The sequence below is a fragment of the Rhizobium sp. BT-226 genome (assembly GCF_025847085.2).
In the GTDB taxonomy this organism is placed as follows: domain Bacteria; phylum Pseudomonadota; class Alphaproteobacteria; order Rhizobiales; family Rhizobiaceae; genus Rhizobium; species Rhizobium sophorae.
Genome location: NZ_JAOYTI010000006.1, coordinates 1 through 16,711 on the forward strand (window position 1 = coordinate 1; position 16,711 = coordinate 16,711).

At 62.3% G+C, this 16,711-nt stretch carries 15 protein-coding genes and 1 pseudogene; 8 read left to right on the forward strand and 8 right to left on the reverse strand.

The genetic code is table 11. The features are described from left to right. Positions 1-180, forward strand: a pseudogene (locus OIU37_RS29265) (sugar ABC transporter ATP-binding protein); the annotation flags it as partial. Positions 181-244: 64 nt separating this feature from the next. On the opposite strand, the gene OIU37_RS29270 reads toward OIU37_RS29265, so the two are convergent. The 3 genes from OIU37_RS29270 to OIU37_RS29280 form a co-directional block, all read right to left on the reverse strand. Then, positions 245-2,488, reverse strand: coding sequence for a glycoside hydrolase family 2 protein (locus tag OIU37_RS29270; RefSeq protein WP_264259432.1), 2,244 nt, complete (start codon positions 2,486-2,488; stop codon positions 245-247). Between the two features lie 102 nt (positions 2,489-2,590). After that, positions 2,591-3,589, reverse strand: a complete 999-nt coding sequence (locus OIU37_RS29275; protein WP_182209128.1) for a LacI family DNA-binding transcriptional regulator — start codon at positions 3,587-3,589, stop codon at positions 2,591-2,593. Between the two features lie 12 nt (positions 3,590-3,601). Then, the gene (locus tag OIU37_RS29280; RefSeq protein ID WP_264259433.1) at positions 3,602-4,606 is read right to left on the reverse strand and encodes a Gfo/Idh/MocA family protein; all 1,005 of its coding nucleotides are present in this window, start codon (positions 4,604-4,606) and stop codon (positions 3,602-3,604) included. Positions 4,607-4,809: 203 nt separating this feature from the next. Here OIU37_RS29280 and OIU37_RS29285 point away from each other — a divergent pair, with 203 nt between their 5' ends. The 5 genes from OIU37_RS29285 (at position 4,810) to OIU37_RS29305 (ending at position 9,897) form a co-directional block, all read left to right on the forward strand. Next, positions 4,810-6,102 (forward strand): ABC transporter substrate-binding protein, encoded by a 1,293-nt coding sequence (locus tag OIU37_RS29285; protein WP_168310078.1) that lies wholly within the window; start codon positions 4,810-4,812, stop codon positions 6,100-6,102. 96 nt (positions 6,103-6,198) lie between these two features. After that, on the forward strand, positions 6,199-7,086 hold the full coding sequence (locus tag OIU37_RS29290) for a carbohydrate ABC transporter permease (protein WP_003543165.1): 888 nt from the start codon (positions 6,199-6,201) through the stop codon (positions 7,084-7,086). 1 nt (position 7,087) lies between these two features. Next, a complete protein-coding gene (locus OIU37_RS29295) occupies positions 7,088-7,999 on the forward strand; it encodes a carbohydrate ABC transporter permease (protein WP_264259434.1) in 912 nt (303 codons plus the stop codon). A 19-nt stretch (positions 8,000-8,018) separates the two neighbouring features. Next, on the forward strand, positions 8,019-9,101 hold the full coding sequence (locus OIU37_RS29300; RefSeq protein ID WP_168310080.1) for an ABC transporter ATP-binding protein: 1,083 nt from the start codon (positions 8,019-8,021) through the stop codon (positions 9,099-9,101). Between the two features lie 46 nt (positions 9,102-9,147). After that, positions 9,148-9,897: a ThuA domain-containing protein gene (locus OIU37_RS29305; protein WP_171605676.1), complete on the forward strand. Its 750-nt coding sequence runs from the start codon at positions 9,148-9,150 to the stop codon at positions 9,895-9,897. 1 nt (position 9,898) lies between these two features. Here OIU37_RS29305 and OIU37_RS29310 read toward each other — a convergent pair whose 3' ends face one another. The 3 genes from OIU37_RS29310 to OIU37_RS29320 form a co-directional block, all read right to left on the reverse strand. After that, the gene (locus OIU37_RS29310; RefSeq protein ID WP_264259435.1) at positions 9,899-10,810 is read right to left on the reverse strand and encodes an SMP-30/gluconolactonase/LRE family protein; all 912 of its coding nucleotides are present in this window, start codon (positions 10,808-10,810) and stop codon (positions 9,899-9,901) included. 95 nt (positions 10,811-10,905) lie between these two features. Then, positions 10,906-11,727 (reverse strand): SDR family oxidoreductase, encoded by an 822-nt coding sequence (locus OIU37_RS29315; protein WP_168310082.1) that lies wholly within the window; start codon positions 11,725-11,727, stop codon positions 10,906-10,908. A gap of 90 nt (positions 11,728-11,817) precedes the next feature. Beyond that, positions 11,818-13,005, reverse strand: coding sequence for a phytanoyl-CoA dioxygenase family protein (locus OIU37_RS29320; RefSeq protein ID WP_264259436.1), 1,188 nt, complete (start codon positions 13,003-13,005; stop codon positions 11,818-11,820). Positions 13,006-13,100: 95 nt separating this feature from the next. Between OIU37_RS29320 and OIU37_RS29325 the strand changes: the two genes are divergently transcribed. Then, the gene (locus OIU37_RS29325) at positions 13,101-14,126 is read left to right on the forward strand and encodes a LacI family DNA-binding transcriptional regulator (protein ID WP_264259437.1); all 1,026 of its coding nucleotides are present in this window, start codon (positions 13,101-13,103) and stop codon (positions 14,124-14,126) included. A 66-nt stretch (positions 14,127-14,192) separates the two neighbouring features. Continuing rightward, positions 14,193-15,410, forward strand: coding sequence for an adenylate/guanylate cyclase domain-containing protein (locus OIU37_RS29330; RefSeq protein WP_264259439.1), 1,218 nt, complete (start codon positions 14,193-14,195; stop codon positions 15,408-15,410). Between the two features lie 16 nt (positions 15,411-15,426). On the opposite strand, the gene OIU37_RS29335 is transcribed toward OIU37_RS29330, so the two are convergent. Together OIU37_RS29335 and OIU37_RS29340 are read right to left on the reverse strand one after the other, a co-directional pair. Then, positions 15,427-16,206: an SDR family NAD(P)-dependent oxidoreductase gene (locus OIU37_RS29335; RefSeq protein ID WP_264259440.1), complete on the reverse strand. Its 780-nt coding sequence runs from the start codon at positions 16,204-16,206 to the stop codon at positions 15,427-15,429. An 81-nt stretch (positions 16,207-16,287) separates the two neighbouring features. Beyond that, complete coding sequence (locus OIU37_RS29340) at positions 16,288-16,683, reverse strand: DoxX family protein (protein ID WP_168310087.1); 396 nt, start codon at positions 16,681-16,683, stop codon at positions 16,288-16,290. Positions 16,684-16,711 lie beyond the last annotated feature (28 nt).

The window sequence follows — 16,711 nt, forward strand, 5'->3', positions numbered from 1 at the left end:
ATCGAGGTGGTGGAACCGGCCGGCTCCGACACCTTCGCCGTCACCAAGCTCGGCGGCAAATCCGTCGTCGCCCGCCTGCGCGCCGATACCGGTATCGCTCCAGGACAAAACACCCGCCTTGCCTTCAATCTCGACAAGGCCGTGTTCTTCGATCCGGAAAGCCAGGCCCGGATCGGGTGAGGGTCGTTAGAGCGCCGCGCGTCCATAAGACGCGCTAAGGACGCTCTAACACTTTGAGTTTTCGCTAGGCGGCCGTCACGCCGAGCGTCACTGGCGCGAAACGCGTGGAAACCGCTTCGACGGTGATTTCGCCAGTGAACCCTGTCGCCTCCAGCCAGAAGCCGGCAGTTCCGCCCTGCAGTGGCACGTTGCTCGGGCCGACGATCCTTGCCGGGCCGTGAACCTTCAGCGAAACGCTGTCGTTCATGAAGGGCAGGCGCTGGCCGCGCTGGTCGAGGGCACGGATGATGACGCGTGTGCTGTCGCGTTCACGGGCTTTCAGCGTCGAGCTGTCGGCAACCACTTCCAGGGTCGTCGGCAATGGATCGGCCGCCAGCGTCAGGCTGGCCACCGGCTCGCCGCCGAGATAACCGGTGAAGGTGCCGTCGATCCATTCGAGACCCCAGGTGCCAAGCTCATCGGCGGTAAAGTGTCGATGGTCGAGCACGACGGGCGGATGCGGCAGATGCGGGTAGTTCTCGCGGTCCGGACCGATACGCTTGGAAAGCGAGCCGTATTGCAGCTCCACCTCGTCGCAGTTGGTCAGGATGATCAGCGGCAGCACGCCGCCGATATTGCGTTCGCCGCGCGCCCAGAAGGTTGCCGGCTTCATGACGATCTCCTCGGAAGGGTCGCACTGGCTGATATAGGCATAAGCTGCGAATTTCGGCTCGCGAAACATGTCCATGACGCCGTGATAACAGATGCGGTCGCCGGAGCCGAAATCCTTGTGGGTGTTGTAATCGAACATGCACCAGCCGATGGCGCCGGAGATATCAGGATCGCCATAGGCGGCATTCAGCACTTCCAGGTGACGGCGCACATGCTCGGCCTGACGCTGCTCCTGGTCATAAATCTTCGTCGGGTGCATGTGGCCGTTGAACTCGGTGATGAGGTACGGCACCTTGTGGGACAGTCCGGTATTTTCCTGCTGGGCGCGCAGCGCGGTGCGCGGGCGGTTGGCGCCGGGCAGCTCTTCATTGCCGAGGATGAAGTCGTTCATCGTGTAGACGTCTTCGAGCAGCTCGCTCTCCGTGAGATAACGCACGCCGCCGGTTTGGCGGGTGCTGTCGAGTTCGCGGGCCAACCGATTGGTCTCGGCGTAGAAATCGTGATTATCGTGCGATTCGTTGATGCGCACGCCCCAGATGATGATCGAGGGGTGGTTCCAGTCGCGCTCGATCATGCGGCGGACGTTTTCGATCGATTCCTGCTGCCAGTCGGCATCGCCGATATGCTGCCAGCCGGGGATCTCTTCGAAGACCAGCAGGCCGATCGTGTCGCATCGGTCGAGGAACCATTTCGACTGCGGATAATGCGAGGTGCGGACGATATTGCACTTCAGCACCGTCTTCATGATGTCGGCGTCGCGCTCCTGGGCGGAGCGGCCGGCGGCATAACCGACATAGGGGAAGGCCTGGTGCCGGTTGAGGCCGCGCAGCTTCAGCGGCTTGCCGTTGAGGAGGAAACCTTCCGGCGTGAATTCGGCGGTGCGGAAGCCGAACCTTGTCGAGACACGGTCGGAGCCGTGTTCGGTCCGGAGCTCGACGGTGACGTCATAGAGCGTGGGATCGGTGATGTCCCAGAGGGCGATGCCGGTGAGGCCGCCAAAGGAGAGCGTGGTGCGGCTGCCGATCGTTTCGGTCGCGGCAGTGGCGACCACCGTGCCGTCGGCCTGTTTCAGCGTGGCGGTGACGGTCGCCGAAAAGCTGCGACCCTCGGGGTTGGCGATGTCGACGCGTATGGTCGCCGATTTCTCCGGGCGAAGAACGTCAGTGGTTTCGATCTTGAGATTGCGGATGGAGACCGGGTCGGTGACCTTCAGCCAGACGTCGCGGTAGATGCCGGCATAGGTCAGATAATCGATACGGCCGCCGAAAGGTGGAATGTCGGGGTTCTCGCTGCCGTCGATCTTGACGGTGACGAGGTTCTCGCCCTTGACGAGCTTGCCGGTGAGGCGGGCCTCGAAAGGGGTGTAGCCGTCCTTATGGGCAATGATCTCTTCGCCGTTCAGATAGACGACGCTGTCGGCCATGGCGGCGTCGAAGACGAGCGAGACCTCGCGGCCCTCGAATTCCGGCAGCCAGCGCAGCACCTTCTGATAGGTGAAGGCGCGCTGATAGCTGGTCTCGTCGAAATAGCTGAAGGGCAGTTCGACGGCGGTATGCGGCAGGCTGACCGACTTGGCCGCATCGAAAGCTTCGAGCAAACGCTGGCCGAAGCCCTCATGGAAACTCCAGCCTTCGTTGAAGGAAACGACGGAACGCATTTCAGGCTCTCCCGGTTACGGCATCAGGGACGGTGCGGCGCCTTTCGGCGCGTGAAAATTGAGTCATACTATTCCTCCTTGATGCAATGGGTATGCAAGCTGTCAGGCGGTCGAGCCCCAGCGGGCGGTACAGGTGAGCGTGATGCTGTGCGGGCCTTCGATCTCGGCGTCATGGCGTTCGATCAATTCGACGACGGCATCGATGAAGGCGACGTGGTCGAGGCTCAGCGTGGTGAGGTCGTTGCAATCCCAGGCGGCCATGGCGATGCCGTCCTGGCCGACGATGGCGATATCATCAGGCGTGTTCTTGCCAATCACCCGGCGGGCTGCATCGCGTGCGCCGATCGCCATGACGTCGTTGCCGCAGATGATGGCGTCGACCTTATCCCGGTGCAGCAGGAGCACGGCTTCCTTGAAGCCGGAATCATAGGAGTAGTCACCGAAGGCCTGTGCCTCGAAAGAGAGGCCGCGCTTGGCCAGCGCATCGGCGAACCATTTGCGCCTGAGCTTGTCGATCCAGCTGGAATTGGTGCCGGAGAGATAGGCGAAACGCTTTTTGCCGTCGCGAACGATCTTGTCGATGATCTCGTCGGCGGCCTCAGAGCCGTCGATGCGGATGCTGGAGACGTTTTCGTTGTCGAGCGGCTCGAAGGAGACGATGATCGGCTTCGTCGTGTGGAAGATGTCGACGGCATCTTGCATCGACACCATGTCGGAGAAGACGACGACGTGATCGACCTGATAGGTGGAGGCAAGGCGCATCAGTTGCAGCCGGTCGGAATGATCGGCGCAGCAGAGGATGATCGGCAGCAATTGTCTTGCCTGCAGGCGGTGGACGAGAAGCTGTTGTTCCTCAGCCTCGCAAGGGTTGCCGATCGCATTGACGACCAGGGCAACGAGGCGCGAGCGCTGGTTGTTCAGCGAGCGGGCGATCGCGTTCGGCTGGTAGCCATGTTCACGGGCGACGGCGAGGATGCGGTCGCGCGTCGCGCTGCCGATGCGTGAATCCGGCGAGAAGGCGCGGGAAATGGTGGCGGAGGAGACGCCGGCGAGTTTCGCCAGTTCCTTCGAGGTGATCCGCCGTCTACTCATACCGCTCATCTTCAGCGCCTATCAGGCGACGATCCTGACGGAAGCGCCGTCGGCCGCTGCCGATTCCTTGATTGCATCCCATAGCCTAGCGAATCTGAGGCCCATTTCAACGGAGCCGGAGTTTTCCATCTTTCCCTCGCGAATGGCGAGGAAATTCTTCATCGGGTTGCCAAGAATTTCGGCTTCCTCGCGCGGCTCGGCGGTGCGCCCGATACTGATCTCGCGCCAGCCGCCCCAGGCGTCGATGCGCACGATCGCCTTCGAATAGAAGAAGGCGATGTAGGAGGCGCAGCCCGGAGGGCCTTCGCCGGCGGCCGTCAACGTCGCCAGCGCGCCGTTTTTCAGCCGGGCGGAGACGGCGGTGGCGATATCGACCCGTCTGCCATGGTTGTTCATGTAGGCCGACACGCTGTCGAACTCCGAATTGGCGAGCAGGCAGACGGTGTTCATCATGTGGGCGCCGGTATCGAACATGAAGCCGCCGCCGGAGATGTCAGGCTGCTGCTTCCAGTGGCCGTCGTAGTTGGACGACCAGCTTTCCCAGATCATGCCCGATATGGCGATCAGCTCGCCGAATTCGCCGGCGAGAGCCCGCCGGCGCGTGTCCAGCACTAGCGGCGACAGGCCGCCCTGGAAGGCGGTGACGATGGTGACGCCACTCTTTTTCTGTGCGGCGATCAGCGTCTCGGCTTCAGTGACCGTCGTCACCATCGGCTTTTCCAGGAAGAGATCGAGGCCGGCCTCGGCCACGGCGGTTGCCTGCTCGGCATGGAAGGCATGCGGGGTGGAGACGTAGACGATGTCGAGTTCGCCCCGGCATTCCGCGAGCATCTGGCGATAATCCTCAAAGCTCTTCGGTTCGGGTGCGCCGGCGGCGAGGCAGACGTCGATCAGGCGCTGGCGCGAAGCCGCCGTGGTGTCGGCGAGTGCAGCAAATTCGATCTCCGGCATCTTGACCCAGCTCTCGGCATATTCCGCCGCCTTCAAGCCGGCGCCAATGACGCCGAGGCGTAATTTCCTAGTCATGAAAATTCCTCCCTGAATACATTGTGCACACGATTACACAAACGGTATAGTGATGGCAATATCTAAATAGATTAGTAATATCAATATATTAAAACTCGTATTCGAATCTTTTCAAAAACCATCTTGTCAGTGTTCGGAATGCGTGTACATTTTCGCAACCGGTGCTGGAGGGTGCCGTGTCTCTAAAAAAGGGAGGACTTCCGTTGAAGAAGATGGTTCTTGGCGGCCTGTGCGCCGTTCTGCTGAGCGCGGTTTCGACGCTGGCGCAGGCTGAAACAATCCGCATTGCAAATCACGGTCAGGCCGGCATCGACGCGATGAAGTCGACGGTCGAGCGGATCGAAAAGAAATATGGCGTCACCGTCGAGGTCATCGAATATCCGGCACCCGACAAGGATTACCTGACCAAACTCCTGACGGAGCTTGGCGCCGGCAACGCGCCCGACCTGTTCTCCATCCCGACCACGGCTGCCGTCGCCGACATGGTGGAAGCCGGCTACCTCGCGCCTGTTACCAAGGAGTTCAAGGCCTGGGACGGCTACGCCAACCTCTATGACGTCGCCAAGCAGCTTGCCGTCAGCCCGGATGGCGAAACCTATGTGATGCCGTTCATGCTCGGCATCCAGGAAATCTATTACCGCAAGGACGTTCTCGAAAAGGCCGGCATCTCGACCGAACAGCCGAAGACCTGGCAGGAGCTTCTCGACCGCGCGGCCGAGATCAAGCAGAAGACTGGCGCCTACGGCCTGCTCTTCCCGGCCGGCGTCTCCTGGGGAAGCGGTGCCTTCGACGAAGGCTTCCAGCATCTGCTCGTCGGTTCCAAGACGCCGCAGCTGGTCGATGCCGACGGCAAGCTCGATCTGAATGGCGAAGGTATCAAGGATGTCTTCAACGTCTACAAGGAACTGATCGACAAGGATCTGATGCCGACGCAGCCGCTGCTCGGACCCGAGCCCTGGGTCGTGCCGAAGTACCAGATGTTCCCGGAAGGCAAGCTCGCCGCGACCACCTGCGGCTCCTGGTGCTATATTTTCGACTGGGGTCGCGAAAGCAAGAACCCGATCCCTGACGTGACGAAGGTGGTCGGCACCTGGACTGTTCCCGGCCAGAGCAGCGGTCAGTATGTGCTTGCCAATCTCGCTGCGCCGTGGGCCGTCAATTCCAAGTCGGCCAATACGGAACTGGCGATCAAGGCGCTGATGGAGATCGGCTCGATCGAGACGCAGGTTTCCTACGCCGCCCGTATCGGCAATATCCCTGCCAGCAAGGGTGCGGCTGACAATGCCGAGTTCCAGAAGCTGACGGAACTGGTTCCGATCCATGCGGCGGCCGGGAACGGCGTGTTCCTGAAGCAGGCCTCCGGTTTCGGTACGGTCTCGGAAGGTGTCGCGCGGGCCACCGAAGCGCTGCTCCGCAAGGAAACCGATGCCGCCGGCGCCCAGAAGATCCTTGTCGACTACGTCAAGGAAACGCTCGGCGACGACATGGTCAAATAAGCTCCGGCACCCTCTCTTTCGCCAAGACGGGGACGCGGCACCATCGCCCGCGTCTTCCCGCTTTCATTCGATAAGCCGATAAGGTTGTGAGCTTCCATGGCCCGAAACTCTCATGAAAAGCGCGCCGAGCGGCAATGGCTGCTGATCCTGCTGCCCTCGCTGGTGCTGCTTCTGGCCTTCGTCATCTATCCGGCCCTCTATTCCATCTATCTGAGCTTCACCAATGAGGCGCTGACCGGGGCGGCGGCCCTTCGGCCCCGCTTCGTTGGCTTCAGGAACTATACGCGGCTCTTCAACGACGCGAAGTTCTGGAATTCGCTGTTCGTCACCTTCGTCTTCGTCATCGGTTCGGCGGTGATCGGCCAGTTCGTGCTCGGCCTGATCTCGGCAATTGCGCTGCGCCGCCCGATCCGCTTTCGGCGGGTGTTCTCGTCGATCATCCTGTTGCCGAACGCGGCCCCTGAAGTCGTCGCCGGTTTCATGTGGATCTCGATGCTGGCGGGCGGCGACAATGCCACACTCAGCCGCATCGTCAGCTTCTTCGGCATCACGCCGGCGGACTGGCTGCAGGTCTTCCCGCTGTCGATGATCATTGTCGTCAACACCTGGCGCGGCATCGCCACGGCGATGATCCTGTTGACGGCCGGCCTCAGCACCATTCCGGCGGAGATCTATGAGGCGGCGCGCATGGACGGCGCCACCCCGTCGCAGATGTTCCGCCGCATCACCCTGCCGCTGATGATGCCGACGATCCTGCTCTATATGCTGATCTCGGCCGTCTCCACCATTGCCGTCTTCGGCCTCGTCTATGCGCTGACGCGCGGCGGACCGGGCGGGGCGACCGAGGTCGTCAGCATCTATATCTACAACCAGTCCTTTACGTCGTTCCAGCTGGGCTATGGCGCCGCGGTCGCCGTCGTCGCACTCGTCATCTCGCTGATATTAGGCATCGCCTATGTCCGGGCCATGAAGGTGGAGGTCTGACATGGCCGTCGTTTCCCCAAGTGAAACTGCAAACAAGGGTCGCTCCGACCTCATCGCCTATGCGACGTTGTCGCTGATCTCGATCTTCTGCGCAGTGCCCTTCTTCTGGGTGCTGCTCGCATCTCTCGATGGTAATGCCCAGCTCTTCCTGCATTGGCCGGAGCAGTGGACCTTCGCCAACTATATCAGGGTCTTCACTAAGGAGGACGGGGCGAAGTGGCTGTTCAACTCGCTCTTCGTGGTCGCTAGCGCGACGCTGCTCGTCATGGTGCTTTCCGGGCTCGGCGGTTATGCGCTGTCGCGCACCCGGGCCTGGTGGAAGCTGCCCTTCCTCTACGCGATCCTGCTCATCCGGGTGCTGCCGCCGACGGCGCTCGTCGTGCCGCTCTATAAATTCCTGCTGACGTTGAACAACGCGGAAGCGGCGGTGCTCAGGCCGATCTTCGGCAGCTATACGCGTGACATCATGCGCTGGACCGGCTTCATCGACGGTTATCTCGGGCTGATCCTGGTGCTTGCGACGATGCAATTGCCGCTGGCGCTCTGGATCATGAAGACCTTCTTCGACGGGCTGCCGCGGGACTACGAGGAGGCAGCGCTGATGGATGGGGCAACACTAATACAGCGCATCCGCCGGGTGTTGATCCCGCTGGCGCTGCCGGGGCTGGCTGCGGCCGGGCTGTTCGCCTTCATGTCGGCCTGGGGCGATTTCCTGCTGCCGCTGATCCTCCTGTCGTCGCCGGAGCTGCAGACGCTGCCGCTCGGTCTCTTCCGCGCCTTCCTGCGCATCAACGAGATCGATTACGGCCTGCTGACCGCGCTGGCATTCATCTATCTGCTGCCCGCCGTCGTCGCCTTCGGTTTTGCGCGGCGCTTCCTCGTCCAGACATTTTCGGGCGGCGTGAAGGGCTGAGATCAAGAAAGAGAAACAGATGATCAATCTCAGAAACGTTCGCAAATTCTACGGCGCGCTCGAGGTCATCAAAGGCGTCGACATCACCGTGGAAGACGGCGAATTCGCGGTTTTCGTCGGTCCGTCCGGCTGCGGCAAGTCCACGCTGCTGCGCATGATCGCCGGCCTCGAAGGCATCGACGACGGCGACCTCATCCTTAACGGCAAGCGCATCAACGACGTGCCGCCCGACAAGCGCGGCATCGCCATGGTGTTCCAGTCCTATGCGCTTTATCCGCATATGAGCGTTGCTGAAAATATTGGCTTCTCGCTCAGCCTGAAGAAGGTGCCGGAGGCTGAGATCCGCCGGCAAGTGGAGGGTGTTGCCGAGATCCTGCAGCTCACCGACTATCTCGACCGCCGCCCGGCGGCTCTTTCCGGCGGCCAGCGCCAGCGCGTCGCGATCGGCCGCGCCATCATCAAGAAGCCGGCGCTGATCCTGTTCGACGAGCCGTTGTCGAACCTCGATTCGGCGCTGCGCGTGCAGATGCGCGCCGAGCTGCAGCGCCTGCACCGCGAGCTGAAAGCGACTGTCGTCTACGTCACCCACGACCAGGTGGAGGCGATGACGATGGCCGATCGCATCGTCGTGCTGAACAAGGGCCTCGTGGCACAGGAGGGCGCGCCGATGTCGCTCTACCATCAGCCGGACAATGAATTCGTCGCGACCTTCATCGGTTCGCCGAAGATGAACATCATTCCCGTCACCGCGACACGGCCTGCGGCCGGGAAGGTGCATCTCGACAGCCCGATCGGGCTTTCGCTCGATCTTGCCGATGGCAACGGCGCGGTGCCACAGGGCGAAGCCAAGCTCGGCATCCGACCGGAACATCTGAAGATCGCAGCCGAAGGCCAGGGCCATTTCACTGCCGAAGTCGTCATCGTCGAGCGCCTCGGCGTCGAAACCTACATGACCGTCGGCTCGCAGCAGGAGCCGATCGTCGTGCGCGCCGAGGGCGATATCGCGGTGCGGCCGGGCGACCGCGTATCGCTGACGGCCGATCCCGCCGCCTGCCATCTGTTTGATTCCGCCGGCCGGGTGGTCCGTCCGGCAACTGCCTGACAATCGCGCCTGAAACATCGAGGCCTGAGAAACATCGAGGAATGCCATGACAATTAAGGTCACCATCTGGAACGAGGGACGCCACGAGCAACTCCACAGGGAGGTCCAGGAGATCTATCCCGATCGCATCGACGGGGCGATCGCGTCAGGCATCGCCCATCCCGATTTCGAAATTCGCCGCGGCACGCTTGACGATCCTGATGAAGGCCTGCCGGACAGCGTGCTCGATGATACCGACGTGCTGCTCTGGTGGGGGCATATGGCGCATGAGGAGGTCAGCGACGGACTGATCGACCGCGTGCAGCAACGCGTGCTTAAGGGCATGGGCCTGCTGGTTCTGCATTCCGGCCATCATTCCAAGCTTTTCCGCCGGCTGATGGGCACCAATGCCAACCTTTCCTGGCGGGAGACGCCGGAAGGCGACCTGGAGCGCGTCTGGGTGGTCAATCCCTCGCATCCGATCGCCGAGGGACTGCCGCCCTATTTCGAGGTCAATGCCTCGGAAATGTACGGCGAGCCCTTCGACATTCCGCAGCCGGACGAGCTTGTCTTCATCTCCTGGTATTCCGGCGGCGAGGTGTTCCGCAGCGGCTGCACCTTCCAGCGCGGGCGCGGCCGCATCTTCTTCTTCAGCCCCGGCCACGAGACCTACCCGATCTATCACGACAAGACCGTGCATAAGGTGATCTCGAACGGCATCCGCTGGGCGCGGCAGAAACACACCGATGGCCGCATCCTGGAAAACTGGCATCGGGCCGAGCCGCTGCACGGCCGCCCCGACAAGGCGAAGGCCTGATCTATGGATATTGTGCGCCGGTCGTCTTGATATAGATCGAATAGACCGAACGCGTCGCGGTGATGAAGAGCCGGTTTTTCTTGGGGCCGCCGAAGGTGAGGTTGGACACCGTCTGCGGCACCCTGATCTTGCCGAGCAGCGTTCCTTCGGGCGAAAAGCAGTGCACGCCGTCGGAGGCACTCGTCCAGAGATTGCCGGCGACATCGAAACGGAAACCGTCGGGATGGCCGACATCGAGGCTGCAGAAATAGCGGCTGTTGGCAAGCGCCCTGCCGTCGATGACGTCGAAAACGCGGATATGGCGCGGCACTTCATGTTTTGCGGAGCCGGAATCGGCAATATAAAGCTTCGTCTCATCGGGCGAGAAGGCAAGGCCGTTCGGCTGGATGAAATCCTCGACGACGGCATCGATCGCTCCGCTTGCCGGATCGATCCGGTAGACGTTGCGCGTCGGCTGCTCGGGCTCGGCCTTGTGGCCCTCGTAATCCGACAGGATGCCGTAGGTCGGGTCGGTGAACCAGACCCCGCCGTCGGAGTGCACGACGACGTCGTTCGGCGAGTTCAGCCGCTTGCCCTGGTAGCTGTCGGCGAGAACGGTGATGGTGCCGTCCGTCTCGGTGCGGGTGACACGGCGGCCGCCATGTTCGCAGGAGACCAGCCGGCCCTGCCGATCGCGGGTGTTGCCGTTGACGTAGTTGGAGGGCGAGCGGAAGACGGAGACCGTACCATCCGGTGTCCAGCGCATCATGCGTTCATTCGGGATATCGCTCCAGAGAAGGCAGTTCAGGTCGGAAAACCAGACCGGACCTTCCGTCCAGCGGCAGGCGGAATAAAGCTCCTCGAGGCCGGCGCTTCCGATGACCATTGCACCGAAGCGTTCGTCGCGGATCTCATAAATCGGATTGTCGCCCATGCCAGTTTCCTCCCTGAATGCTGCCGTTCTTTTCCTAGCGGCAAAAAGCTGGAGGTGCCAGAGCCCGGCGATGGAAATGCCGGACTCCGGTTTCTTCAGAGGGCCGCGACTGGATGCGGCGAGCCGTCATAAGCACCCCAGATCGATTGGTCGAAGCAGATGACCGAGCCGGTCATCAGGCCGGATTCGGAAGACGACAGGTAAGCGCAGGCGCGCGCCACCTCGTGCGGATCGACGAGGCGGCCGAAGGGCTGGCTTGCCGCCGCCTTCTCCAGCCAGTCTGCCGCTGCGCCGTGATATTCGCGCTGAATGCGGTCCTCGCCTTCGGAGGCCATCCAACCGATGTTCAGACCGTTGACGCGGATGCGGTTGCGCAGGAGCGCGTAGGCGGTGTTCTTCGTCAGCGTTTCCAGCGCGCCCTTGGAGGCACAATAGGCGGCGATGAAGGGCTGGCCGGCTTTGGCCGACATCGAGCCGATATTGACGACCGTACCCTCGATGTTTTCGCGGCGCATGACCTTCACCGCCTCCTGCATCAGGAAAAACGGCGCGCGAACATTGACGGCGAACATGGAGTCGAAGAGCTCCGGGCTGGTATCGAGGATGGTGCCGCGATCGGTGATGGCGGCGGCATTGACCAGCGCGTCGACGCGGCCGAAGGTCTCGTCACAGGCGCGCACGACACCCTGTGCATCCTCGACCTTGCCGAAGTCGGCTTTGACGTAGACGATCTGGGCGCCGGTCGCGGCCGATATCTCCGCCGCCTTTGCCTTACCCTTGGCTTCGTTGCGGCCGCAGATGACGATGCCTTCCGCGCCGCGTTCGGCGAAGAGGCGGGCGATGGTCGCGCCCAATCCTTGCGTGCCGCCGGTGACGATGGCGATCTTGCCTTCGAGGCGGCTGTGGTCTGTGCTCATGTGGTTCCTCCTTGGTGATGACGTACGAACGGCCTCCCGCCGATGCGGAAGGCCTGTCGGTGTGGATCGGCAGCTTGCTCCCGTGGCCCGTCAGCTCAACTTCTTGCCCGCCTGCTCTGCAAGTGCTGCCGTAAAGGCTTCATCGCTCCAGCCTTCCTTCAGTGCCTCATGCATCAGCTGCGCCTGTGTCTTCGGCGCCAGTCCGCCGAGCGGCGGGTCGCGGTCGAGGTTGGTCGGGAAGGAGTACCCCTCGGCGCAGGCGGCGACGGCGTTGGCGACTTCGTCAGGCGAGAGCCTGCCCTGCAAGGCCTTCAAGGCGGGAAACAGCCTGGCGCTCATCCTCTCGCGGTTGACGGTTTCCATTGCCCGGCCGAAGGCGGAAGAGACCTGCAGGAGGTTGGCGACACGTTTGATGTCTGCCGAGCGGTTGGTGCCGGCGGCATGGAAGAGGGCGGGATTGAAGAAGACGACGTCACCCTTTTCGAGTGGCAGCTGGACATGGTTGGTCTCGAAATAATCCCGGAACTCCTGCCGCTTCAGCGCGAGATAGCCCGGCACATAGGTCTGGCTGTACGGCAGGAAGAGCGTCGGGCCGCTTTCGAGCGGCATATCGCAATGGGCGACTGCACCCTGCAATGTCAGCACCGGCGAGAGCCGATGCACATGTGCCGGGAACTGCTCGATCACCTTTGAGGACTGAAAGCCGAGATGGTAGTCGCGATGCGCCGACTGCGCCGAACCACCCGGATTGACGCGATTGACCTGCGCCGTCATCTGGTAGCTCGGGCCGAGCCAGGCTTCGCTTGCCAGCGCGATGATGGCGTTGCCGTAATATTCGGCGAAATTTGCCGGATCGGCGAGACAATGTTTTTCCAGCGAGTTCCAGATACGGTCGTTGGCGCCAGGCTTGGCGAAGTGGTCGCCACCGCCGGTCGAGGTGCGGTGCTGTTCCTCGATGATCGCATCGAAGATCGTGCTGGCGCGGTCGACGATGCCGGTGTCTTCGTAAGCGCGCTTGAACACGACGACACCAGGACCCTCGCCGAAGGCCTCGCAGATTTCCGCCAACACGGCGCGTCGGCCTTCTGGCGTTGCGGCCGCAGTCATCACCTTGCGGCTGTCATAGATCAGGACGTTTTTTTCGACCGCAGACGCCGAGGGGTAATCGGCAAGTGCCGTCGTCTTTTCCGCAAGGGCGCGAAACTCATCGAGATCGCAGGCGTCTTCGCTCAGCCAGACGCGGTCGGCGCGCAGTTTCTGCTGGTTGTCGGTTTTCATGGCGGGCTCCTCCCTCTTTCCAATGGAGGCACTATACGCCGCGATGCCAGGTGATATAGATCAGAAATCCATCAAAAAACCATCAGGCCGGTCGCATGGCACACCTCTTTCTCGTCAAGGATATTGCCTTCCAGGCAGGGCTCAGCACCGCGACCGTCGACCGGGTGCTGAACGGCAGACCGGGTGTGCGCCGGCAGACCGAGATGCGGGTGAAGGCGGCGATCGCGGAACTGGAGAAGCAGCAGGCCGGCGCGATGGGCAGCGGCCGCATGCTGGCGATCGATATCGTCATGGAGACGCCGCAGCGTTTCAGCGATGCGGTGCGGGCCGCCTTCGAGGCGGAGATGGCGACCTTCCTGCCGGGCATCTTCCGCTGCCGGTTCCATTTTGCCGAGGTGATGAAGCCGGCCGAGCTGGTGCAGCTTCTCGATCGCATTCGGCTGCGTGGTACGCACGGCATCGTGCTCAAGGCGCCTGACGTCGCCGAGGTGGCCGCCGCCGTCGCGCGGGCGGATGCCGCCGGTATTCCCGTCGTGACGCTGGTGACCGACCTGCCGAATTCGGCACGCATCGCCTATGCCGGCGCCGACAACCGGGCAGCGGGAGAGACCGCCGCCTATCTGATCGGCGAATTCCTGGGGGCTGGCGGCGGCAAGGTGCTGGTAACGCTGTCGAGCGGACGGTTCCGCGGCGAGGAGGAGCGCGAAATCGGCTTTCGCCGCGTCATCCGCGCCCGTTATCCCGATATCGGCATTACCGAAATCAGCGAGGGGCACGGCACCGATGCTGCGACGGGAACGCTTGCCGCGGCAGCGCTTGCGGCCGATCCCGCCATCAACGCCGTCTATTCGATCGGCGGCGGCAACCGGGCGGTGCTTGCAGCCTTCGACGCGGCCAAGCGCCCCGTCCGCGTTTTCGTCGCCCATGATCTCGACGCGGATAATCGCGCCCTGCTTGCGGCGCGTCGGATCGGCTTCGTGCTGCATCATGATCTCAGAACCGATGCGCGTTCGGCCTTCCGGGCGATCATGAGCCGGGCGACTGCCTTGCCGCGCGCGGTTACGCCCTCGCTTTCATCAGTCGAAATCGTCACGCCCTACAATATGCCCGCGGCCGATTGAGCCAATTGGCTTTCCTTCCATGCCGAATTCGGGCTACAGCTTTGACACGAGTGAAGGTGAGTGGGCATGGATTACAGCGACGTCAGCACGATTGCAGCCTGGATCACGGAGCAGGGACTGAAGGGCGCTTCGGAAGCCGAACTGATGACCGGTTTCTGCTCGGCTTGCCGGGATGCCGGCCTTCCGCTCGACCGCGGTCTGGCGCTGATGGATACGCTGCATCCGGTGCATGAGGGCCGCGCCTTCCGCTGGGACAGCGTCGAGGAAATCCAGACCGAATTCGAATATGGTCCGACGATCTCGGGGGAGGCGGCGTCGAACTGGCAGCGTTCGGCCTTCTTTCATCTTTGGTCTCGCAACGAGCGGGAGATACGCCGGCGTCTCGGCTTCGGCGATCCGATCGATTTCAGCATGCTCGATACGATCGCTGAAGCCGGTCACACGGATTTCGTGGCGATGATGCATCGTTTCAGCGAGGCCGGCACGATCGGCGAGATGGATTGCTTCTTCTCGCATTTCGCGACGAAACATCCTGGGGGCTTTTCCGATCACGACCTCGCCATCCTGCGCAAGCTGGTGCCGGTTTTGGGGCTGGCGATCAAATGCATCGCGCTCGGGCGTATCGCCCGCACCATCGCCGAGGTCTACCTCGGCGAGGACGCCGCGCGCCAGGTGATGGAAGGCAAGATCAGCCGCGGTAAATCGGAACGGATTTCCGCGGCACTCTGGTTTTCCGACCTGCTGAACTACACCAAGATCTCCGACAGCGTGCCGCCGGAGGAGATCATCCCGCTGCTCAACGACTATAGCGAGGCGGTTATCACGGCGATCCACGAGTCCGGCGGCAACGTGCTGAAGCTGATCGGCGACGGTGTACTCGCCATCTTTAAGGGCGAGGTACCGGCGGAGACGTGTCGCGCGGCGCTGAGCGCCGAATCGCTGCTGCGGGAAAAGCTCACTACGCTGAATGCCGCGCGTGCGGCTGACGGCCGGGCGACGACCGACGTCTATATCGGCCTGCATATCGGCGATGTCTTCTACGGCAATATCGGGAGCCAGGACCGGTTGGACTTCACCGTCATCGGACCTGCCGTCAACGAGGTCAGCCGGATCGCCTCGATGTGTCGCTCGGTCGATCTCAACGTCTTGATGTCCTCCGATTTCGTCTCGGCGATACCGGAGGAGGAGCGCGCAGCACTTGCCTGCATCGGGCGTTACGCACTGCGCGGCGTGCAGCGCGCCCAGCAGCTTTATACGCTCGAAAGCGCCCGGCTGAACGGCTAAGTTCCTGACTGCAAGGCTATCGCAGCAGACCCTGGCCGCCGTCGATCCAGATCGGCGTACCAGTGATATGTCGGGCGCGCTCGGATGCGAGAAAGAGGATGGTTTCGGCGACATCCTCGCTCTTGCCTGCCTTGCCGCCGGCAATCGGGATATCGCCCTGCGGCCAGATGACGGGAACCTCCGTCTTCTCGCGATGGCGGCTGTCGGTATTGGCGCCGATATTGGTCTCGATCTCGCCGGGGCAGACGGCATTGACGCGGATGCCGTGTCGGCCGAGCTCGAGGGCGAGTTGCTGGACCATGGCGACCTGGCCCGCCTTGGTTGCGGTGTAGGCGGTGGCGCCCGGTGTGGTGAAGGTACGGGTGCCATTGATCGAAGAGACGACGATGATCGAACCGCCATGGCGCTTCAGATGCGGAACCGTCAGATGCAGGGTCAGATAGGTGCCGCGCAGATTGACGGCGATGGTCTTGTCCCATTCATCCGGCTTCAGATCGTCGATCGGCGCCCAGACACCGTTGATCCCAGCATTGGCGACAACGATGTCGAGGCCGCCGAAGGTGTCGATCAGTTGCGCGACGGCGCCCCGCATTTGAGCTTCGTCGCTGGTATCTGCCGTCAACGCGATCGACTGGCCGCCGGCGGCCTTGATCTCGGCGCAGGTCTTTTCGACCTCGTCGGCGGTGCGGCTCAATGCTGCGACCCTTGCACCCTCGGCAGCGAGCCGCAGCGCGGCCGCTTTGCCGATGCCGGAACCGGCGCCTGTTACCAACGCGATCTTTCCCTTCAGCTCCATGGGCGGGCCCTCCTTGCCGTTTTGCCGACATGCCAACTGTTCGGCGCGGCAGTTGGTTCCGGAAGAGGCGGGTCGTCGCGGTTATCTTAGAAGCGTTTGCTTCAACGCCCATCTCTCCGGCCCGTGGACGGCGGCAAAGAGCAGACCGGCGAGGAAGGTAAAGTGATCGATGAAGAAGCCGAATTCGGCCTGGTTCTGTTGCCAATGGGACGGACCGTGGAAGGCGAAAGCGAGGAAGATCACATAGATGGCTGCGAGCAGGCTGGCTTCGGTGAAGAAGGCTCCTGATATGAAAGCGAGCGCCAGCGCGATCTCGAAGAAGGCGGCGATCCAGGTAAGGAATGTCGCCATCGGAAAGCCGGCGGCGGTGATATAGCCCGCCGTCGCGCCGATATCGGCGAACTTGAAGCCGGCGGCCATGAAGAAGACGAAGCTGAAGATGATACGGGCGACGATGATTGCGATTGCTCTGGGCATTCTGAAATCTCCTCTTTGAGCTTCCACT